Source organism: Arsenicibacter rosenii, assembly GCF_001870735.1.
GTDB lineage: Bacteria > Bacteroidota > Bacteroidia > Cytophagales > Spirosomataceae > Arsenicibacter > Arsenicibacter rosenii.
Genome location: NZ_MORL01000030.1, coordinates 16,972 through 38,669 on the forward strand (window position 1 = coordinate 16,972; position 21,698 = coordinate 38,669).

18 protein-coding genes are annotated in these 21,698 nt (G+C 54.9%); 9 read left to right on the forward strand and 9 right to left on the reverse strand.

Annotated elements, in window-relative coordinates:
• The first annotated feature begins 19 nt into the window (after positions 1-19).
• The 7 genes from BLX24_RS26975 (at position 20) to BLX24_RS27005 (ending at position 7,815) form a co-directional block, all read left to right on the forward strand.
• Positions 20-712, forward strand: coding sequence for a hypothetical protein (locus BLX24_RS26975; RefSeq protein WP_071506346.1), 693 nt, complete (start codon positions 20-22; stop codon positions 710-712).
• Positions 713-736: 24 nt separating this feature from the next.
• Complete coding sequence (locus BLX24_RS26980) at positions 737-1,081, forward strand: hypothetical protein (RefSeq protein WP_071506347.1); 345 nt, start codon at positions 737-739, stop codon at positions 1,079-1,081.
• A gap of 12 nt (positions 1,082-1,093) precedes the next feature.
• Positions 1,094-1,438: a hypothetical protein gene (locus tag BLX24_RS26985; RefSeq protein WP_229201903.1), complete on the forward strand. Its 345-nt coding sequence runs from the start codon at positions 1,094-1,096 to the stop codon at positions 1,436-1,438.
• A gap of 30 nt (positions 1,439-1,468) precedes the next feature.
• Complete coding sequence (locus BLX24_RS26990; protein ID WP_071506348.1) at positions 1,469-2,395, forward strand: 1-phosphofructokinase family hexose kinase; 927 nt, start codon at positions 1,469-1,471, stop codon at positions 2,393-2,395.
• Between the two features lie 340 nt (positions 2,396-2,735).
• The gene (locus tag BLX24_RS26995) at positions 2,736-3,353 is read left to right on the forward strand and encodes a leucine-rich repeat domain-containing protein (RefSeq protein WP_071506349.1); all 618 of its coding nucleotides are present in this window, start codon (positions 2,736-2,738) and stop codon (positions 3,351-3,353) included.
• A gap of 59 nt (positions 3,354-3,412) precedes the next feature.
• Positions 3,413-3,937 carry a phage tail protein gene (locus BLX24_RS27000; RefSeq protein WP_071506350.1) on the forward strand — a complete coding sequence of 175 codons (525 nt, stop codon included), beginning with the start codon at positions 3,413-3,415 and terminating at the stop codon, positions 3,935-3,937.
• 722 nt (positions 3,938-4,659) lie between these two features.
• On the forward strand, positions 4,660-7,815 hold the full coding sequence (locus tag BLX24_RS27005; protein WP_218160723.1) for a beta strand repeat-containing protein: 3,156 nt from the start codon (positions 4,660-4,662) through the stop codon (positions 7,813-7,815).
• A gap of 108 nt (positions 7,816-7,923) precedes the next feature.
• On the opposite strand, the gene BLX24_RS27010 is transcribed toward BLX24_RS27005, so the two are convergent.
• The 5 genes from BLX24_RS27010 to BLX24_RS27030 all read right to left on the reverse strand — a co-directional run bounded on the left by BLX24_RS27010 (position 7,924) and on the right by BLX24_RS27030 (position 15,304).
• Entirely contained in the window at positions 7,924-8,997 is a 1,074-nt protein-coding gene (locus tag BLX24_RS27010; protein WP_071506352.1) for a phosphotransferase family protein, read from the reverse strand.
• Between the two features lie 58 nt (positions 8,998-9,055).
• Positions 9,056-10,270, reverse strand: a complete 1,215-nt coding sequence (locus BLX24_RS27015; protein ID WP_071506353.1) for an acyl-CoA dehydrogenase family protein — start codon at positions 10,268-10,270, stop codon at positions 9,056-9,058.
• A 23-nt stretch (positions 10,271-10,293) separates the two neighbouring features.
• Positions 10,294-12,087: an acyl-CoA dehydrogenase family protein gene (locus BLX24_RS27020; protein WP_071506354.1), complete on the reverse strand. Its 1,794-nt coding sequence runs from the start codon at positions 12,085-12,087 to the stop codon at positions 10,294-10,296.
• A 111-nt stretch (positions 12,088-12,198) separates the two neighbouring features.
• A complete protein-coding gene (locus tag BLX24_RS27025; protein ID WP_071506386.1) occupies positions 12,199-13,407 on the reverse strand; it encodes an FG-GAP repeat domain-containing protein in 1,209 nt (402 codons plus the stop codon).
• 103 nt (positions 13,408-13,510) lie between these two features.
• Positions 13,511-15,304 carry an acyl-CoA dehydrogenase gene (locus tag BLX24_RS27030; protein WP_071506355.1) on the reverse strand — a complete coding sequence of 598 codons (1,794 nt, stop codon included), beginning with the start codon at positions 15,302-15,304 and terminating at the stop codon, positions 13,511-13,513.
• Between the two features lie 126 nt (positions 15,305-15,430).
• Between BLX24_RS27030 and BLX24_RS27035 the strand changes: the two genes are divergently transcribed.
• Entirely contained in the window at positions 15,431-15,955 is a 525-nt protein-coding gene (locus BLX24_RS27035) for a DUF2911 domain-containing protein (protein ID WP_071506356.1), read from the forward strand.
• Positions 15,956-16,017: 62 nt separating this feature from the next.
• Here BLX24_RS27035 and BLX24_RS27040 read toward each other — a convergent pair whose 3' ends face one another.
• Genes BLX24_RS27040 through BLX24_RS27050 form a run of 3 tightly spaced genes read right to left on the reverse strand, consistent with a single transcriptional unit; the run spans position 16,018 to position 19,093 of the window.
• On the reverse strand, positions 16,018-17,103 hold the full coding sequence (locus tag BLX24_RS27040) for a Gfo/Idh/MocA family protein (RefSeq protein WP_071506357.1): 1,086 nt from the start codon (positions 17,101-17,103) through the stop codon (positions 16,018-16,020).
• On the reverse strand, positions 17,100-17,360 hold the full coding sequence (locus BLX24_RS27045) for a putative signal transducing protein (RefSeq protein ID WP_071506358.1): 261 nt from the start codon (positions 17,358-17,360) through the stop codon (positions 17,100-17,102). Before BLX24_RS27045 ends, BLX24_RS27040 begins: the two co-directional genes overlap by 4 nt.
• 32 nt (positions 17,361-17,392) lie before the next feature.
• A complete protein-coding gene (locus BLX24_RS27050) occupies positions 17,393-19,093 on the reverse strand; it encodes an ArnT family glycosyltransferase (protein ID WP_071506359.1) in 1,701 nt (566 codons plus the stop codon).
• A 54-nt stretch (positions 19,094-19,147) separates the two neighbouring features.
• Here BLX24_RS27050 and BLX24_RS27055 point away from each other — a divergent pair, with 54 nt between their 5' ends.
• Positions 19,148-19,624 (forward strand): Uma2 family endonuclease, encoded by a 477-nt coding sequence (locus BLX24_RS27055; protein ID WP_071506360.1) that lies wholly within the window; start codon positions 19,148-19,150, stop codon positions 19,622-19,624.
• Between the two features lie 92 nt (positions 19,625-19,716).
• Here BLX24_RS27055 and BLX24_RS27060 read toward each other — a convergent pair whose 3' ends face one another.
• A complete protein-coding gene (locus BLX24_RS27060) occupies positions 19,717-21,693 on the reverse strand; it encodes a c-type cytochrome (RefSeq protein ID WP_071506361.1) in 1,977 nt (658 codons plus the stop codon).
• Between the last annotated feature and the right edge of the window lie 5 nt (positions 21,694-21,698).

The window sequence follows — 21,698 nt, forward strand, 5'->3', positions numbered from 1 at the left end:
TAAACAACAAAACAACGTTATGAACCCGAATCCGCATACAGGTCAGTTAGTAGACCGTACGATTGATGCCTTCAACGGAGATGTAATTGCCGTTTCGGCTCAGGATGGAATCTCCCTGATTGATAACTGGATCAGCTTTCTGCATAGCGGCGACGCATCGGCAAACCCGGTTGCGAGTCTGCTGAGTGAGCTTAAACTCGAACTTCAGCGGGGAAATCCCGACAGCAATCATATTCAGGACGTGCTGCTTCAACTGTCTGACCAGGCCTATGAGGCTGCGAAGGAACAGGAAGAACTTACGCAGCATCAGCTGAAACAGCTCAGTGCGGCGCTACGGGAGTTCAGCCGGCAACTGGGCGGCGAACGCGGAGACGCCAATACTGCTGGCCGTGCCCCAATGACCAGCACGGTCGGTCAGACAGGCATCGCCGGTGTCGCCAATATAACGACAGAAGAATCGACCCCGACCAGTACTCTCAGCCAGCAGTACCGTACGCAGTCGGATGCCGGAAATACGCTGGCTAAACCCGGCGAAGATGATGCCATGACCGGAAATACACAGGGGGGCGGAGCATATGGCTCCGGTTACGGCACGGGTTCTTCGGCAGAAGACGGCAACGAAAACTCAGGTACCGACCGTAGTACGGCCGGTGATATGGACGACAATGCCATCCGCCGGGAGGAAAATACAGAACTGCACGGAAACGAGTAACAGAAACCAAAACACATCATTAACATGGCATCAAACGCAGTGGCGTCACGTTTGTTTGAGGAAACAACGGCGCTTTTCCATACAAAAGACAATCAGTACCCATCGGCCCATGCCGGTGCGGCGCTGGTAGAAGACTGGCTCAACTTCCTCAAGGAGGTCGATAATACCGGTACTCTTTCGACATGGCTCGAAGAGCTCCGGACACAGTTGCTCAACAACCATCCGGATCCGGACCGGATCGAAGAAATTATGTTTACGCTGGCCGAGCAAACCTCGCAGTTGTCGCAGGGCGCCAATGTACAGGAGGATACGGCGGCTAAGCTGGAACAGGTGGCAACGGCGCTCCGGCAGGTAAATCAGGAATCGTAAAATCAGATCACTATGGGCTCAAACATCCTGGAACAAAGCATGCTCGACGATACGCTGACCCTGTTTCGGGAAAACGAATCGTCGGCTATTTCGTCGGCTCAGGGCGTCATGATGATTGACGGCTGGTTGCAGGCGCTTGATAAAGACGCGAATCTCGGCCACATCAAAGACGGCCTGACGGCGCTTCGGAATCACCTGAATGCCGGTCATCCCGATCCGGGAAAAGTCAGGGAGCTGATGGGCCAACTGGCTAATCAGGTCGAAGACGTAGCCCAGGGGCCTTATTCGCAGGGACAATGGACCGGTGGTTTACAAAGCATGGCCCAAATCATACGTCAATTCGGGAATAGCCTGTAATTTGGGGCTTCATATCAACCTCCCGAACACATGATTGTTACATTAACCTTAAACCCTGCCGTTGATACCAGCACAACTGTGGATCAGTTTGTGCCGGAGCAAAAGCTGCGCTGCGCCGCTCCGCGCCATGATGCGGGCGGGGGCGGGATCAACGTCTCAAAAGCCATCCGGCGGCTGGGCGGCGATTCGCTGGCCTTGTTTACGTCGGGCCGTACGCAGGGGCTGCTGCTGCAGGAACTGGTAGAAACCGAAGGGATTACGCACCAGATTATCGGTATCGAAGGCAGTACGCGGGAAAATTTCATTGTTACAGAAACATCGACCAATAACCAATACCGGTTCGGGATGCCCGGACCGGTGCTGACCAGTGCGGAGGCAGATGTATGTCTGGCGGCGCTGCGCAGCCTGAAAGAGGCAACCTATGTAGTCGCCAGCGGGAGTATGCCTGAGGGATTACCTGCTGATTTCTATGCGGTTGTTGCCCGCGAGGTGAAAAAGCTGGGCGCCCGGTTTATTCTGGATACCTCCGGCGAACCGTTGCGGGCTGCGGCCAATGAAGGTGTATTTCTGCTGAAACCCAACGTCGGCGAACTCGCGAAAATGGTGGGGGCCGACAAACTCGAACTGAACGATGTCGATGATGCGGCGCTTGACATTATCCGTCGGGGTAATTGTGAGGTCGTGGTGGTCTCGCTCGGTCCACAGGGGGCCATGCTGGTCACGAAAGATGGTTATGAACACATTCCTGCCCCGCCGGTGAAAAAACTAAGTACCGTCGGAGCAGGGGATAGCATGGTTGGCGGTATGGTGTATGCCCTGTCGCAGGGGAAAACGTATGCTGATATGGTGCGTCAGGGGGTTGCCTGCGGATCGGCGGCCACGATGAATCCCGGCACCGAATTATTTAAAAAAGACGATGCAGAACGGTTGCTGGCCTGGATAAACCGGGGTCAGTAACTACCGCATCTGCTGCTCAAAAAAAGAGCGCCGGCTTTGTCTGACAAAGCCCGGCGCTCTTTTTTTGAGTACTGGCAGAATTGATCCGCACGGTTTTAAGAGTATAGATCGTCTTTCCGGTAACGAAGTATTCATGCTTTTACATTACTAATTTGACTATATCGGTCTTTGAATTCGTATTTATGTAATATAAAATCTTGTATTTGTTTATATATAAGTATACATTGCTAAGATTAACATAATTTAATTTAAAAATTATGACTATATGTTAAAAAATACTTGATTTTAATTAATGGAATACTCACTTTTGGTGCAGTATTGCACCCATTAAGAACCAAAAATGGACACCATTAAACCTTGTCCGCCCATTGCCGATACGTTTGCCAAACGGTATATGTGGTGGACAAACTTAACACCATCCTGGAGAGCGGCTTTCCAGCAAGTACTTTCCATACATGGATCATCACCATCTGACGAAGAGTTGTGCCGCATCTGGCAAGCACCAGCCCTGCGCTTTGCAGGCCCGCGGGCGATGTATCCCAACATGAATTTTGAACTAACAGATTGTAGCGGGTTGGCCGGCTTAACTAATCTGGACATTCTGGTGGTCATCAACCATCGTGTGGAAAGCATTGCCGAACTCAGCACACTGACTGATCTGAAAGGTCTGTTTGTCAATAATAATGCGCTGACCAGCCTGGCAGGAATAGAATCAATGAGCCAACTGGAACAGCTCTACGCCCATATAAATAAACTTCAGAGTTTGACGCCGGTTCGGAAGCTGACCCGGTTGCGCGAATTGTATGTCAGTTTCAATGCCTTGAACTCGCTGGAGGGCCTCACCTCGTCGCATACAAAACAATTGAAAAGGCTGGTCTGCCTACCCAATGACGAATTGCCTGACCGGGAAGTGATCCGGGTGGAGCAGCGGCTGGGTATCCGGTGCCAGCGTGGTTGATGGATCAGTACAGTGCTGATTATATAGCTTACTATTTTTAAACCCAACATTTTATCATCATGGATCCTATTCTTGGTACAATCGTCATGTTTGGCTTCAACTTTGCCCCTGTCGGCTATTTGTCCTGTAATGGACAGCAGCTGGGTATCCAGCAGAATGCAGCGTTGTATTCTCTGCTGGGAGTTACCTACGGAGGAAATGGTACCACAAATTTCAACCTGCCTGATCTGCGGGGCAGGTTGCCGATCGGCTTCGGGCAAGGTCCTGGATTATCAAACTATCCATTGGGCCAGAAAGCCGGTTCTGAAACGTCAACGTTAACGGTAGCCAACCTGCCGGCACATACGCACGCGCTGAATGCGTACGCAGAAGGCCCGGCTGGTAACGTAGCGGGCCCGGCCGGGGCTTTACCAGCTAATACTGGCGGTCTCGACCCTGAATATCGTACATCAGGAACGATAGTGCAAATGGCTCCGCAGGGAGTAGGCTTGACGGGTGCCGGCCAGGCTTTCAGCAATATGCCTCCCTATCTGGCTGTTAATTATTGTATTGCTTCAGAAGGGATATATCCTCAACGACCTTGATAACCGGTAGGTCCGGTGTAAAATAGCCGCCGGCCGGGATAACTCCCCGGCCGGCTTTTCCTATCCTGTCTCTCTGACCATTGATTGACGTGACGTTTTGGTTTAACAACTGCAATGGTCAGCTAAATCGTAATAAGGGATTTATAGATCACTAATCCTGAAATAATCCCCGACGCGTAGCGTGCAAAGTCTGAATTCGTATTCATAATTAGGTAGCTAGCCCGGCTGGTATATGAAGAGTCAGAAGCCTTGATTACGGCCATTGTAGATATTGTGGGTCTTTCTTTTGATAAGCCATAGAACCAATTATGCTCCATTCTTTACAGAAAAAAAATCGTCAAAGGCTAGTAACGCCCTTTAGTAGTATCCTGATCATTACATTGTTGTTTTGTTGCCTGACTCAGACTGTTTATGCGCAAACGATTAACTGGAAAGATGCCAGTTGCTCTGGATCAGGGGTAAACGGAGACGTATTAACAAAAACCGGTACGGTGGGTTGTAGAAACACATTTGAAGGTTTATCGGGTAATGGAAATATTCCTTTCCGGGTTATTTGGAGTACAGCCAATAACCGTTGGGAGATGCAGGCTGACCCTAACTGGCAAGGTACAGGTCCTAAATCATACGATGTGTTGGCCTGGTATAATACATTCGCTTCTGCACCTAATCCGCCAGATCTTGGAAGCGGTACATGGGTTGATGCAGGCGTTCCGTGCGGGCCAATGTCCAAATTCGATGGTACAGGTACACAAAATACGCTTGGAACCTGTGGGGGTGGCTCTCCTGCCCTCACCCTCACCCCGGCCTCGGCTACGTATACCGAAGGGCAGAACGTAACCGTTTCTGTTTCAAATCTCAGCGGCAATACCGGCACTAACTATGGCGTTGACCTGACGCTCTTTGATGATGATTTTACCAGTTTTCCGTTTACCATACCGGCAGGGCTAGTTGTTCCGGTCAGTGGTACGTTTGTCGCAACAATAGGTGTAGGGGCTGCCGGTAGCACGCTCCGCAAGTTCCTGATTTATGAGTCTGGTAATGGGGGAGCGACCGTTGCGTCCTCTTCCGGTTTTTACATCATCCCCTGTCCGTCTCTGACCGTTACGGCGACACCGTCGTTCACCATCGGTAGCGGACAGAATGTAACGCTGACTGCCGCAGCCGTGGGCCAGGTAGTCAGTCCGGTCGTATTTCAGTGGCAGGGGCAGCCGGTAAGCAGTACCTATGCCATCAGCAACCTGACGGGCTCGAACACCTATTCCGTAACCGGAACAACCGGCAACTGCAGGGCAACAACGACGGCTACCGTAAGCGTAACAACAGCATTTAATCTGACCACTACTGCCGGTTCGTCGAACCTGTGTGTAGGCGCGACAACCACGCTGTCGGTATCTGCTGCCGGCGGCACTGCTCCCTATAGCTATACCTGGACAGCACCGGCAGGTGTGAGTATTACTGCCGGCGGCAGCAGCAGTGTCGTCTCGGTCAGTATGCTTACGTCGGGGACCAAAACGTTTACGGTTACCGTTGCCGGTTCGGGGGGCAGCCCTGTGAGCACCACCACTATCGGGATTACGGGATATGCCCTGCCCACGCCCGGCATTACGGTCAGCCCTGGCCTGACGTTCTGTTCGGGAGCCAGTATTACACTGACGGCTACCGGAGCCGGGGCCGCAGGCAGCTACTACTGGAGCACCACCGAGCAATCGAGCGCTATCAGTGTAAGCCTCGGCCAATTGTATAGTGTCACCGTAATCAGCTCGGCCAATTGCCAGTCAACAACTTCCGTGACCACTGTGCGCCGGTCGCTGCCAACGGCGACCGTTAGTGCGCTGCCGTCGCTGACGGTGTGCCCCGGCCAAAGCCTGACCTTAACGGCCAATGGCCTGGCAGGTGCTCCCGAAGCACAGGGCGGAGCGCGTGTGGCAAACGTACTGGCCCCCGCGGGCTTGACGTATAACTGGTCAACGGGCAGCAATGCGGCGTCAACGATACTGACACCGGGCAGCAGTACGGTCATTAGCCTTACCGTTAGTGACGGGTACTGTTCTACGTCGGCCATCAGTACGTCGGTGGTTGTGCGGAATCCGGTTTCGGTAAGCATTACCGTGCCCGCATCGCCGACGCTGACGTGTAGCCAGACTAATCTCTCGCTGACGGCTGTTGCCGGTAATGGCAGCACGTACCGGTGGGATGACAACAGCACGAACGCTACCCGTGTGGTGAGTGCCTCAGGCGTTTACTCGGTAACGGCTACTGAAGGGGGCTGCTCAACCACGGCGACTACGTCGGTCAGCAGTAATACCACCGCTCCGTCGCTCAGTATCAGCGGTAATCTTACCATTTGTCAGGGAGGTACTACCACCCTGACGGCATCCGGCGCAGGGGCAGGCGGGAGTTATACATGGGATCTTCCGGCCTCAACGTCGGCGATCAGCGTTAGTCTGGGCAATACCTACTCGGTAACCGGTGTGGCTTCGAATGGCTGTCGGTCAACCACGGGGGTAACGGTAACCGTAATTCCGGCAGTGACCGCTACCATCAGTGGCAATCTGACCGTCTGCCAGGGAATGAGTACGACGCTGACTGCCGGTGGCGGAACGTCGGCACTTTGGTCGGATAATTTTAATGGTTTGGTTAATACAGTCAGTCCGCAAAGTACGACGCCTTATACCGTCACAGTGAGCAGCGGGGGCTGTTCGGCCACGGCCACGGCTACCGTAACGGTGAATCCGGCGGTGACGGCCACCGTATCGGGTAATCTGACGATCTGTGCGGGGCAGAGTACGACCTTAACCGCCACGGGCGGCAACAGCTTCCAGTGGTCGGATAATGTTGCCGGTTCTGCTAATGTGGTGTCTCCGGTCAGCACCACAGCTTATTCGGTAACGGTGAGCAATACAACTACGGGCTGTTCGGCTTCCACGACTGTAACGGTGACGGTCAACCCGGCAGTGACGGCCACGGTGTCAGGCAATCTGACGATCTGTGCGGGGCAGAGTACGACCTTAACGGCGGCGGGCGGCAACAGCTTCCAGTGGTCGAATAGTGCAGGCAATGCGGTTAATGAAGTGACCCCCGCCAGTACAACCGTGTATTCGGTGACGGTAAGCAATACAACTACGGGTTGTTTCGCGCCCACAAGTGTAACCGTGACGGTCAATGCGGCCGTGACAGCCAGCATTAGTCAGAATCAGACGATCTGTTCGGGTAAGAGTGCCACCCTAACGGCCGGCGGCGGCAGCACCTACCGCTGGTCAGATAACGTTGCGAATGCCACCAACATCGTGAGCCCGGTGAGTACCACCGCTTATTCCGTTACGGTGAGCAGCGGAAATTGTTCGGCTACGGCCATTGCTACGGTAACGGTCAACACCTCGCCTACGGTGAGTATCGCGGCTTCGTCGACGAGTCTGACCGGCGGCCAAAGTGCGACGCTGACGGCATCCGGAGCGGATAGCTATACGTGGAGTACGCCCTCAAACGCAACGGCCATAACAGTATCGCCCGTCACCACGACGGTATACTCGGTAAGCGGTACTCAGAACGGGTGTTTGGGAGAGGCCAGCACAACGGTATCAGTAAGCTGTGTAGATGCCATAGCGAGGGCAATCTCAGTGACGCTGGCGAGTGCTCTGGGGCCGGGCAACTGTACGGTAAGCCTGCAGGGCCAGGGTACGGGTTCGTCGTTTATCTTTACGGGCCCCGGCGGGTATGTCTTCAGCACAGTATACCGGCGTACCGGCACGTATTCGCTCAATGCGGTAAACGTTACCCAGCCGGGAACCTACACAATGACGGCCCGGGCAACCAATGCCTGCGGTAAGGAGAGTGTTGATACCATAACGTATGTTGTGACAGGAACCGCGTGTCCGTAGAAAACCGGTTGGCCTGAGCAGCACGCATGAAATGAGAAGTCTGAAGGTATCCGGGATATCGCCGGGGTCTCCGGACTTCTCATTTTTTTGACCCCTATACGGCAGTAACTAACGCATCTGCTGCGCATCGAGGGAGCGCCGGGCTTTGTCGGATAAGGCCCTGACACCCATCAACAGGCCGGCAAAGCGCGGGTCGCTGGTCAGCCCTTTCTTGTAGCGGCTGTAAATCTGCTGCAACACCACACTGTTTTTGAACAACCCGAATACATAGTAATACAAAATCCCCGACACATCGCGTCCGCTCTTCGCCGCATACCGGTCGGCAAATGCCTGACGGGTCAGGTTGCCGGGTAGCCATGACAGGTTGAAGCCCTTTTCAAAATCCTGATCGGTAGCCTCGGCCCAGTAGGAAAGGGTGGTGCCCAGATCCATCAGCGGATCGCCGACGGTCGTCATTTCCCAGTCCAGTACGGCTTTGATCCGGGTCAGGTTCTGCGCATCCAGTACCACGTTGTCGTATTTGTAATCGTTATGAATCAGCGTGGGTGCCTGTCCGGCCGGTACATGCTGTTGCAGCCAGTGAGCTAGTTGGTCCATAACGGCGATTTCGTCGGTTTGGGCGGCCTGGTAGCGTTTGTGCCAGCCCTCGACCTGCCGCTGCACATAGCCGTCCGGTTTCCCGATCTGAATCAGCCCCGTTGCCTGAATGTCAATGGCGTGCAGTTCGGCCAGGTTGTCGCAGAGTGCTTCGGACAGATGGCGCATGGTATCGGCCGTCAGCGTTTGGGCCAGCTGCCGTGCCTGATGCGCCCGCAAAATAACCCCTTCCACCCGTTCCATGATGTAAAACGGGTAGCCCAGTATGGCTTCGTCATCGCAATAGAGTAAGGGCGCGGGTATTTTATGGTAGCCGGTCTGTTGCAGGGCCGACAGAATCCGGAACTCGCGGCCCATGTCGTGCCCGCCCTTGATGGCTTTAGCCCCGGCCGGTGGTCTTCGCAGGACATATTCCGCCGCATCGGACCGCAGAAAATACGTCAGGTTGGAATAGCCGCCCGGAAACTGCGCTACCGACGCAACAGGCCCGATGGCCGGGTTTGCCTGTGCCAGGTACTGATTCAGCCGGCCGGTATCGAGTTCTTCGCCCGTCCGGACCGACACGGGTTGATCCACAGAAAGCATATAGCTGATTTACGAATTACGAATTACGAATTACGAGGTACGAATTACGAGGTACGATTTACGATTTAAGGTCCGATGCTCTAAACTGTTTCAGGATGGTTTTGGCCAGCGCCATTTTATGAACTTCATCGGCGCCGTCGTAGATACGGGCCGCCCGCTCGTGCGAATACCAGAATGCCAGCAGAACATCACTGGTCATACCGAGGGCTCCGTGGGTCTGAATGGCCCGGTCAACAACGCGCAGCATCATGTTGGCCGTAAAGAACTTGATCATCGAAATTTCGCCCCGGACGGCGGCGGCTCCCTGTTCGTCGATGTGTTTGGCTGTGCGGAGCACCAGCAGGCGGGCGGCATCAATCTCAGCACGACTTTCGGCAATGAATCCCTGAATAAACTGCATGTCGCCCAGGAATTTATCGTCCGACAAGCGGCGGCTCACGGCATACTGACACATCAGCTCAAAACTCCGCTCGGCGATACCGATAAACCGCATGCAGTGGTGAATACGGCCAGGGCCGAGCCGTTCCTGCGCCAGCAGAAAACCGGCACCTTCCGGCCCGATCAGGTTGGCCTGCGGCACCCGCACGTTTTCATAGCGCAGTTCGGCATGGCTGGCCCAGCTGTCGCCGGCATGGCCCATCACCGGGATGTTGCGGATAAACTGCACGCCCGGCGTATCCATCGGCACCAGAATCTGGCTGGCGCGTTTGTGGGGGGCAGCCTCCGGATTGGTCACGGCCATCACGATGGCAAACGCCGCACCGTCGGCGGAGCTGGTAAACCACTTGTGACCGTTGATGACGTACGCATCGCCGTCTTTTACGGCAGTTGTGCCCATCATGGTTGGGTTTGAGCCGGCAAACTCCGGTTCGGTCATGCTGAAACAACTCCGGATCTGCCCGTCCATGAGCGGATGCAGGTAGGCTTCCTTCAGGTGGGCGGGGGCGTATTTGTGCATGAGTTCGGTGTTGCCGATGTCGGGCGCCTGCGTGTTAAACACAAAATGCCCGAACGGACTTTTCGCCAGAATCTCGCTAATCTGCCCGAACTCGCACAGGGTCAGGCCGAGGCCACCGTCTTCTTCCGGCAGGTGGAGGCCCCACAGACCGGCGTGTTTCACCCGTTGCCGTTTTTGCTGCAGGACCGGCTCAATGGCCGAGAAGTTATGCGTCAGGTTATCAGTCGTTTCGAGGGGGTACAGTTCCTGCTCAACGAAGGCCTTTATTGCAGGCAGCAGCGTTTGCAGCCGGTCGGTAAGGAATAGCGTTTCCATATGTTAAAATGACTTATATAAAATCAGAACCAGTCGGGTTGCATCGCCAGCGTAACGTGGGCCGACGCGCTGAGGCGGTGGATCAGTGCGTCGGTTTTAATCAGTTCATAGTCAAAGAAATAGCGGACGGTCAGGATCTTGCCCTGATAAAACGGCTGATCGGCCGCATGGGCGTTGGCCAGCGCCTGACTGGCCGTGATGGCCTGTTGCAGCCATCGCCAGCCGATGGTTACGAGGCCGAACAGTTCCAGATACAGGGTGGCGTCGGCCAGAAACGCTTCCGGATCCTGCCGTGCCTGACCGAGCAACTGACCGGTTAGTTGCTGTACGCGCCCGCAGACGGTGTTCAGCGTATCGGCAAGGGGTTGCAGGGACGGTATTTGCTGCGCTTCCGCGATGGTTGTCATCACGGCCTGAAAATAAAGCTGCGCCGCTTTTCCGTGTTGCAGACTGATTTTCCGCCCCAGCAGGTCCAGCCCGTGAATGGCCGTGGTTCCCTCGTGAATCGGGTGGATCCGTGCCTCGCGGTAATATTGTTCAACCGGAAAATCGGTCGTATAGCCTGCCCCGCCCAGAATCTGAACCGCCGCTGAGGTTGTCAGGCAGCACATTTCGGACGGATACGACTTGGCAACCGGGGTGAGCAGGTCGAGCAGGAGCAGGGCATTGTCCCTGGCTTCGCCCGTTTCGACATGGGCAAGGTCAGCGAGGTAGCTGCAATACAACAGCAACGACAGGGAACCCTCAACAACTGATTTCTGGAACAACAGCAGCCGTTTGACATCGGCGTGGTTGATGATGAGCGTTTGCGGCAGGGCAGGGTCCTTTTCCGTAATCCGGCGCCCCTGCGGCCGCTGGCCGGCATAGGCGAGCGACGCATGGTACGCGGCCGTACCAATGGCCGTCGCGTTCATGCCGACACCCACGCGGGCTTCGTTCATCATCTGAAACATGTAGGAAAGCCCCTTATTCGGCTCGCCGACCAGATAGCCTTCGCAGTTGCCGTTGTTGCCCATACTCAGGTGCGCAATCGGTGCGCCCTTGTAGCCCATCTTGTGGTAGACTCCGGCCGTCAGCACATCATTGGGTTCCAACTGCTGACCGGCCCCGATGCGCTGCTGTGGCACCACAAACAGCGAAATACCTTTGACGCCGGCCGGTGCGCCGCTGATGCGCGCCAGCATGAGGTGCACCACATTAGTGCAGGCATCATGGTCGCCGCAGGAGATAAAGATTTTTTCGCCCCGGATGTGATACACGCCTTCCTGACCGGTTGGCGTGGCGGAGGTAGTGATGTCGGACAGCGAGCTACCCGCGCCGGGCTCAGTCAATGCCATAGTGCCTTGCCATTCGCCGGTATACATACGGGGCGTGTAGGCGTCGATGAGCGCCCGCGATCCGAACGTCCGGATCAGATTGGCGGCTCCGGTAGTCAGAAAGGGATACACACTGGCCGAATAATTCGCGGCCTGGAAGATAAATCCGGCGCTGTTCTGGATAGTCACCGGCAACTGTTGTCCTCCTTCGTCATAGCTGAAGGTGGCGTTAATCCAGCCATCAGCCCCGAACTGCTTTACAATGGCTTTCATCCCCGGATGCACCCTGATTTTTCCATTGGCCAGCTGTGGTTCGGCGCGGTCCATTTCCGTAAGCAGGGGATACAGGAGCTTCACGGCAATCTGATCGGCGGCGTCGAGTACCAGGTCGAACGATTCCCGGCTGTGATCCTGAAAGTAAGGATAGTTCAACAGGGTTTCAGCGTGTTGTACTTCGTATACATGAAAACGGAGATCCCGCTTCGAATAAAATAAGGCCATACGGGTAAAGCATAAACCATAAAGGTAGTATGCAAGCATACTTAAGTAAAGCCACAAAGGGATTTTTTGGACTTTAGAGCCAAAAAACTAAAAAATACGGGGAGGGGGTAGTTAGTTTTCGTTCCAGTAGATCAGCACATTCAGCGTCGCTCGGCCGGAAGCAATGAGGTCGAGATCGCCGTCGCCGTCCAGGTCAGCAGCCTGTAAGTCCTCACAGGCCATCCGCACGCTGTCGTTCACTACCTGTTCGGTCCAGCGGCCATCGGGTTGCGGCACAAAGATCCGGATACCGACCTGCTGCGCGGCATTCGGGTTACGCCAGCCCACCACAATCTGGTCACGTTCCATTTTCAGAAAGTCCCCGCAAACAAGCGCGTGGCCCTGACTGAGTTTGTCGGTAATCTGCGTCGGCGCCTGAAAGGTGGAGTCATCGTCCATTTCGATCAGCGGCGCGTCGGCATCGTCATCGTGCATGGTCTGAATAAATTTAAGCTGATTGCCATGCATGGGCATGATGGCGGCAATGCCTTCGTCATAGATTTTGACTTCGCCGACGCCCTCGCCTTTAAAATAGTCGTCGTTGCTGTCGGTGCGGTTCCATTTTTTATTCCGCCATGCATACACAGCCGTGCCCTCCTTTCCGCCAACGATGATGGCCGGATGCGGGAGGTATTCCTTTTCCCAGACTTCGAAATTATGGGTCATGTGCATGGTGGAGTCGATGAGGTGGCGTGGCCACGGCCCGCGCGGGTCTTTCGGGAACTCATAGCCCCAGATGCGGACACCGGCGCCTTCGCCGTTTTTGTTATGGCGGCCATGCAGCGGAACCACAATGAGCTGGTGGTTATTTTTCCCGAGCCTGGCCCAGCGCATGCGGTGAGTGGTCACCTCGTGCGGGAGCCGGATGGCTTCCCACTGTTGGGTCGGGTCGGCGGGGCGGTTGAGGTAAAACACGGCCCCCGATTTGGTCGTATCCGACGTCTCGGCCGGATTCCAGCCCGCACCGACGGCGACTTCCACCTTGCCGTCGCCATCAAGGTCGCGGGCCGCAATGCAGACATTGTCCTGCGGTGTCAGGTTACGCGCCATGATGTAGCGGGCCCAGTTGCCGGTTTTGTTGCCCGGGTTTTTGTACCAGACAACGTCCTTCTGATCGGCCAGCAGAATATCAGGCAGCTTATCTCCGTCGACATCGCCGATGGCCAGGCCATAGCCGATGTCGATTTTGTTATCAACGACCTGAATCCGGAAATTCGGGGTTTTCGGTTGGGCCAGTGTTAGGCATGGCCACAGCAGGAGGGCGCAGAGACAGGCTTTCATGAGTTGATACATGTAGGGGCGACCCCACGTGGTCGCCCGCTTTACGGATGTTATTCTTATTTTAAATATGTACGTACAATCGGGCGACCACGTGGGGTCGCCCCTACGGGGTTACGATTGTCAGCACCTCGGGGTCTTTCAGGCGTCGGGCCAGGCCGAGGGTTTTGGGCACTTCGTAGTGGAAATAAAACTTCATCGTGTGCAGTTTGCCTTCGTAGAACGCCAGCTCGTCGCCTTCGGGATTGTGGGTCAGCAGGGCTTGTTTGGCAACCGTTGCCTGTTTCAGCCATTGCCAGGCCACGCACACCGTGCCGAACAACTCCAGGAAAAGCGTGGCATCGGCCAGATACCGCTCGATGTCGCCGGCCATGGCGTGCGGCATCAATACCGCCATAACTTCCTGAATTTGTTTTAGTTCAGCAGCCATCTGTTCAGCATAGGGCTTCAGGTCATCATGCGTGCCGGCCTCGGCAATGGTTTTGCCGATCTCGGCAAAGAGCAGTTTGGCCGCCTTGCCGCCTTTCATTGTCATTTTCCGCCCCAGCAAATCCTGGGCCTGAATACCGGTGGTGCCTTCGTAAATCGGCGTAATCCGGATGTCACGGTACAACTGCTCGACCGGGAAATCTTCGGTGTAACCATAACCGCCGAACGTCTGCATACTCTGACTTACCGACTGCACCCCCATTTCGGACGGGAACGTTTTGGCCACCGGCGTCAGAATTTCCATCAGCAGCGTGTACGTTTCCTTGTCATCCCCTTCGGCTACCGACGACAGGTCGAACAGCCGGGCCGTTTCGAGCAGAATCGAGAGGGAGCCTTCCGTAACGGCTTTCTGGAACAAGAGCATCCGGCGCACATCGGGATGGTTGATAATCGGCGTTTGCGGGGCATCCAGCAGGTTTTTCTCGTTCAGACGGCGGCTTTGCGGGCGTTCTTTGGCGTATTGCAGGGCGGCGTGATAGGCCGCCGTCGCAATCGCTGCGGCGGTCATACCCACCCCGATCCGGGCTTCGTTCATCATCTGAAACATATACGACAGACCGTGGTGCGGTTGCCCGACCAGATAGCCGGTGCAGTCGTCGCGTTCGCCCATGGTCAGGTGCATGGCCGGTACGCCGTGCTGCCCCATCTTGTGGTAAATGCCCGTTGACGTAACGTCGTTGTCCACGAACTTACCCGATTCGGTTGGCCGGTATTTAGGGACGACAAACAGCGAAATGCCCTTTGTGCCTTTAGGGGCTCCGTCGATGCGGGCCAGCATCAGGTGGATGATGTTGTCGGTGGCGTCGTGGTCACCGGCGGAAATAAACACCTTCTGGCCGCGGATTTTGTAGACACCGGCTTCAGCGTCGACCGGCGTAGCTGAGGTGGTAACGTCGGACAGCGAACTGCCGGCCTGTGGTTCGGTAAGGGCCATCGTACCCTGCCAGACGCCCGAAAGCAGGTTAGGTACATACTGCTCCTGCAATGCTGCTGTTCCGAACGACGTAATCAGGTGGGCCGCTCCGGAGGTCAGGCCGGTATACATCATGCCGTTATTGGCTGCCATCAGAATAAAGCCGACGCTGGAACTGATCAGTTCAGGCAGTTGCTGACCACCTTGTTCAAACGAAAAACCGGCACCGATCAGGCCCGACTCGCCCATGGCTTTCAGATAAGGTTTTATTGCCGGATGTGCCTTTACCCGACCGTCTTTCAACTCAGGTTGGTCTTTGTCAACGGCCTTAAGGTGCGGGTGCATCAGGTTCTCGGCAATGTAAGTCGCTGAGTCGAGCGCCATGTTAAACGTTTCGCGGTCGTGAGCACTGAAGTAAGGATATTGGGCCAGTTTTTCGGCCTCAAACACCTCATGTAGCAGGAATTGTAAATTTCGTTTGCTAAAAAAAGTAGCCATGGCGTAAGGTTAGTTAGTAGGGGTTCGTAGTAAAAATACAGGTATTTGCCCGAATTATACCATTGGGTCAGGAATTATAGCTTACTTTATGGCGTTAATGCAGCGTTAAACAAACTAATTTCTATCATGAGAAAGCTAACCGCTTTTATCCTTGTTTTCTTGTCAGCCTTTTCCTTTGTGATGGCGCAAAATCCATCAAGTCCTAAGATTACGGCCGAGAGCCCTAACAAAAACATTAAAGTAGTATACGGCCAGCCTTCGAAGCGTGGTCGGGTGATTTTTGGTGAAGAAAGTTCAAGTAGCCTGGAAAAATTCGGTAAAGTGTGGCGTACCGGTGCCAATGAGGCCACGGAGATTACGTTCAAAAACGACGTAATGTTTGGTGGTAAGCACGTAAAGGCGGGTACCTATACGCTGTTTACGATCCCGAATCCGAAAGAGTGGACCGTTATTCTGAATAGCCAGCTGGGTCAGTGGGGGGCTTATGACTACGAAAAGATTAAAGGCAGCGATGTGGCGCAGGTGAAAGTACCGGTAACCGCCAACAAAGCTCCTGTAGAAAAACTGACGATTACCCCGGCCAATAACAGTGTTGCCATTGCATGGGATAACGTGAGCATTTCCGTACCGGTGATGGATCACGGCAAGTAATATCTATGAACTTCCAGGAACAGGGCCGTCTGGCGGTTTAAAACTTCCTGGAAGTTCTTAGATTATAGGTGCACTACCTTACCGGTCTTCGCCGATTCGCGGGCGGCCGACAAAATCTCGACGACTACTTCATTCACCGGAAACGACGACAGGTCTTTGTCCGGCTTTATCTCTCCCCGCACCACCGCCGCCAGATACGCAAACACATTGGCCCGCGCGTGTGGCAATGGCTGTAAATCGAGCCAGGTTTCTTTCCCGAAGCGTTCGCCGGAGACGTATTTCATTTTGCTTTCCCTATTCGCTACCAGCGTGCCCTTTGTGCCGTATACTTCGGTGTCCTTACGGTCGAACGGCCAGTTCCACGACGCCTGAATAATGGCCTGGCAGGTCGGATAGGTCAGGACGATGGTCGCTTCGTCATCTACCTTAGGGTATATGGCCGGTTTCAGTTGCTGGGTAACAGCCATGACCGAAGTCGGGCGCTGCCCGTCCATGAGCCACGTCATGATGTTGGCACCGTAGCAGCCAAAGTCGATCAGGGCTCCGCCGCCGTTCTGCACCGGATCGGTGAGCCAGCCGGTGAAATCACGGCTGCACCCGATCTCAACCGGACCACGGTGGCCGTCCATAATCACCACTTTACGCAGGGTGCCGAGGCTTTGCTCGGTTTTGACCATGTCCCACACTTTTGCGTGTGAGGGGTACCATGTGGTTTCAAAGTTGGTCAGCAGGTGAATCCCGTACTTTTTCTGAAGCGCCCGCATCTGGTTCAGGTGATCGACGCTGACCGCCAGTGGCTTTTCGACAATCACGTGCACCCCTTTCGGCGCACAGGCTTTCACCACCTCAAGGTGCTGATAAATCGAGTTGAACGCGCAGACTGCTTCGGGTTTTGTTTTCTGAATCAGCTCATCCAGGCTGGCAAACCACAGTGATTCGGGCAGATTGTGCCGTTTCAGCAGGCGCATGGCCAGTTCTTTATTGGGTTCGGCAAAACCGATGATCTCCACATCGTCGGGGTGTTTCATGTAGTCGAACACCAGGTTGATGTGGTCGTGGGTCATACCGGCAACACCCACACGGACCGGTTTGGCGTAGGTGAGGCTGGCAATGAGCAGGCCGCAGAGAAGCGATACGATTGTTTTCATGATTCCGTGTCTTCAGGCTCGTTTTGCTGATAAGCCTCAATAATAGCTTTCGCTTTGTCCACGTCTGTTTTTGACACAATTACCTTAACGGCTCCCATGCCGCCCGGCGACGCCCACCACGGAGCCAGCGTTCCCAGAAATCCGTCTTTCAGGAACGCGTTGATTTCTTCGTTTTCCAGCAGGCTTTTCACTACTTCGGCCTGCATGATGCTGCCGGCATAAACCTGTACAAACTCGATATTGTTCGGTGTTTCCATATGCTTTAAATCAGAAGGATACGCTGTTCTACTTATTTCCGGACTTCGGCCACAACAAACGGTTCCACGGCAGACGCCCGCGTCTCGTAGTTGAGGAAATTGCCCTTTAACTGACTGACATGGAAGTACGAAAATGACTTCAGTTGTTTCACCGTCCAGCCCTGCTGCTGAAGGGAATCCAGCCGTTCGGGACGGGTAAAGACAATGACCGGTTGCCTGGAAGCAGCGGCCTGTAAGGTATCTGTATTGCGCCAGTAATGTACCGGCTGATTGAGGTAAAATTCAAACGAATACGAGTTGTCGCGGTACATGCCGATGGGCTGGTTTTTCGGGCCGGTCTCGTTGAGGTAAAACGCCGCCTCGCCCCCCGCCTGATACGGCAGCAGCTCAGGCAGGAAAAACAGGTTGTAGAAGCCGAATGTCAGCAGGGATGCACCGACCGTACGCCCGACCAGGGTCGACAACAGGCTCGTATGCCCCCAGACCGGGCTGATGGCTCCGGTACGGAACACGACGAAGATAACCAGGAGAAACACGCCGATCCAGATGGCCGCACCGGTCAGCTGCGAGGGCCGGAAAAAGAACAGCAGCGCGATAGCTACGATGGCCAGCAAGACGGCAATGCCGGTCTGTACCCATAGCCAGCGGCGCAGCACCGGCTCCGAACGCAGGCCCGTCAGGTAATGGGCCGTCAGGACGGCAAAGAACGGGAAGACGATGTTCATGTAGTGCGGCAGCTGAAAACCCGACAGCGAGAACAACAGAAACGTCATCAGCCCCGACCCGAAGGAAACGTATTCGGGCAGCGGGTTTTGCCGGCGAACCAGCCTTGTGAAGACCTTCCCGACGCTGGCGTACAGCAGCAGCGACCACGGCAGAAAGGCCCAGAGCAATGTATGTACAAAAAACAGTTTATCGCCCTGGCCTTTGATCGGACCGGTATTAAAAAAGCGCCCGAACTGACTGTCCCAGAAGAAAAACCGGATGCCCGACACATCGGTTTTGCCAAAGACAATTTTCTCCGGATGCAGGTCAAATTGTTGATAAAGGGTGTATAACTCCGGCAGGGTAAAGGCAATGGTCAGGACAATGGCCGCATACCAGCGCCATTTCAGGAGTTCTTTCCAGTTTCCTGTCAGGAAAAAGTGGATCACCAGCCCCGCTCCGATCGGGACAAGCACAAACGGACCTTTGGTCATCAGCGCGCAACCCGCCCAGAACGAGCCCGCCAGCAGGTCGGTCGGGCTCGTTCTGGGCCGCAGGGACATACGGTAGAAATGGAATACACTGCCGATGATCTGCCCCAGCAAAAACGGCTCGGCCCGCACGTCGTTGTTGGACATGATCAGGTGCATGGTCGTCAGCAGGATCAGGGTGGCGACCTGCGCAACGAGGCGGCTGTACGCCAGCAGGGCAAACCGGTAGGTATACCAGACGCCGATGCCGAAAAAGAGCAGGCCCGGCAGCTTGTAGGCAAACGAGTTGATACCGAACAGGTTGTAGCTTATCGCCGTGATCCAGAACGGGAAATGCGGTTTGTCCAGCCAGTCGTAGCCTTCGACATAGAGGTTGATAAAGTCGCCGGATTGCGCCATGGTTTTGGCAATGGTGGCGTACAGGGCACCGTCGGGTTCGAGGATGTACGAGCCCAGACCAAGTGCATTCAGGATGACGCCCAACGCGACAAGGCTGTAGAAAAGCCGGTCCGGAATATGGTCGGAATGGTTATTCATTTTTTGTTATATTTGACCTATAATCAAAGTTGTCATCTTGAAACCGGTTGCGTTATGGAATCTGTAATCGAACAATTGTCGGAATACGAACTCGAACGCGGGAAACCTGTGCCAGATACAATACATGGGATTGTACAAACCAACATTGCCGGAGAACTTTTTATCCGTTACCGGTCTGTCTACCGGATCATGTCGGAGGTGACTCTGGATACGCAACCCGTCGGCACAACGCCCGATGTACTTGTCTATCCAACATTTGAGCCGGACTTTCAGAATCGTTCGGCCCGGCGTTCAGACCCGCCTTTGCTGACTATCGAAATTCAATCGCCTTCGCAAAGTTTGGAGGTTATGGTGGAAAAAACAGCAATCTATTTCCATTTTGGTGTAAAATCGTGTTGGGTGGTCTTACCGAGTATCAAAGCCGTGATCGTGTATACAGCGCCGGATACCTACCGGTTCTTCCATGATAAAGACCTGCTTACGGACGAAAACGCAGGTATTGAGCTCCCGGTTGACCTGCTTTTTGCCTGAATAAAATGCTTTAACAAAAAGGTCGGTTTAGGGCGTAACTTTCTGGAAGTTACGCCCTAAACCGACCTTTTTGTTATTAACTATGCCGTTGGTTACGGCTTTGGTTCCGCCGGTTTTGACGCTTTGGCCGGGGCAGCCAGCGAGTTAATCCAGGCGGCAATTTTCAGCGCATCGGCGCGGGGAACCTGTGGCATCGGCGGCATTTCTGTCGCGTAGTCAGGCCAGTTCGCCGGCTTCGGATTGTAGATCAGGTCTACAATCTGCTCGTTGGTATAGCCCCGTTTGGCTACGTCGCGGTAAGCCGGTCCCACCTGCCGTTTGTCGGCCTGATGGCAGGCCAGACAGGTGTGGCGGGTCAGGAGGCCTTTGACTTCTTCGTAGGTCGGGGCTTTGGTTGCTGCCGCTGCTGTGGCAGGGCGACCACTTGGGGTCGCCCCTACGGATGTTTTGGGGCCTGGTTTTACCGTTGGCCTGGTGGCCGGCCGGACAGGGGCCAGTTCGCTGGCAGGCAGTTTGGCACCGTCGGGAATGTTGTTCAGCGTGTAATAGGCAATCGGGTGTACCAGTGAGTGTGACCCTTCAACGGCGCGGACACCGTCGATTGTCAGCTGATGGATGTAGTATTGGCGCAGGTTATCGACCACCAGACGGGCTTTCATGCCGTCTTCCGATACTTTGATGCCTTTAACCGCGTGCTTTTCCTTGTTGATCGTCGGGCTGCCGTATACGGGATGGTACTTGTAGATAAAGCTTTCGACATTGTAGGAGGCCGGATCTTCGGCTGATTTGCGGTCAACCGGTTTGGTGAACTCTACTTCAAACCCATCCGGCATAGCCCGTACCGCCCGCATTTCAAACGGTGTCTGCCCGTTCCAGACCAGGCGCTGAAGGCCTTCATTGGCTTCACCGGCCGAGCCCCAGCCCCGGTTGGTTTCACCGACAAACAGCGAGCCGTCTTTGGCCCATGCCATCCGCAACACACCCGACTGGAAACCATTCCGGAACTCGATGGCCGCACCCTGGTACTCGCCTTTAACTTTTTCCAGGAATACCCGCGAAATCTTGCTCATGCCCTGGTCACCGACCAGCAACTGACCGCCAAACGGCCCGAAGTTGCCTTCCGGAATAGTCAGGATTTCAGAGTTTGAAATACCCAGGATACCGTGAGGCAGCCAAACCGCCGGCAACTGCACCTGCGGAATCGACTTCTTAACCTCAAACAGCAGGTCCGGCGTTTCATTAACCACGTTTTCCGGTTTGATATACCGGCCGTTGGCGTCCTTGTTTTGACGCGGGCTTACTTTCGCATACAGCTGCTCGGTTGTCAGGTTCAGCGGAGAGCCCGGCATGTTGGTCCAGCGCAGACCACCCGGATGACCGGTAAACGCGCCTTTCTTCACATGGATGATCCCGCCCGATCCCTGCCAGTCGCCCTGATTGTCGGCGTAGAAAAGCTCCCCGTCAACAATGCCCAAGCCACACGGAGACCGCATACCGGTTGCCCACGGCTCCATTTTACCGTCTTCGCTGATTTTCATGGTCCAGCCGCGCCACGGGACACGACTTTCGCCCCGCCACCATTCTTCGTCGCCGAAAGCCACGTTGCCCGTTACGAAAAATGTACCATCGGGCGCGATTTTAGGCCCGAAGCTGTATTCGTGGTAGTGCCCTGAAATCGGCCAGGCATATACTGTTTCAAACACATCGGCCTTACCGTCTTTGTTGGAGTCAACCAGCTTGGTAAGCTCGCCGCGCTGTGCACAGTATAACGCGCCGTCTTTATAGACCAGCCCGAGAATTTCATGCAGCCCGCTGGCAAATTTGCGGAAATACGGCTTGCGGCTCGTCGGATTTTCGACAATCCAGATGTCGCCCCGGCGGGTGGCTACGCCCAGATCGCCGTTTGGCAGCACCGTCAGGCCGCCTACTTCGAGCAGGGTGCCTTCGGGTGCCGTTACTTTCAGAATTTTAAAGAAATCTTCCTCTTTCGGAGACTCCTGTGCAGCGGCCGGCAGCACCAGCGCAGACGCCAGGCAAGCGGATAACAGGAATTTATGTAGTTTTTTCATGGACG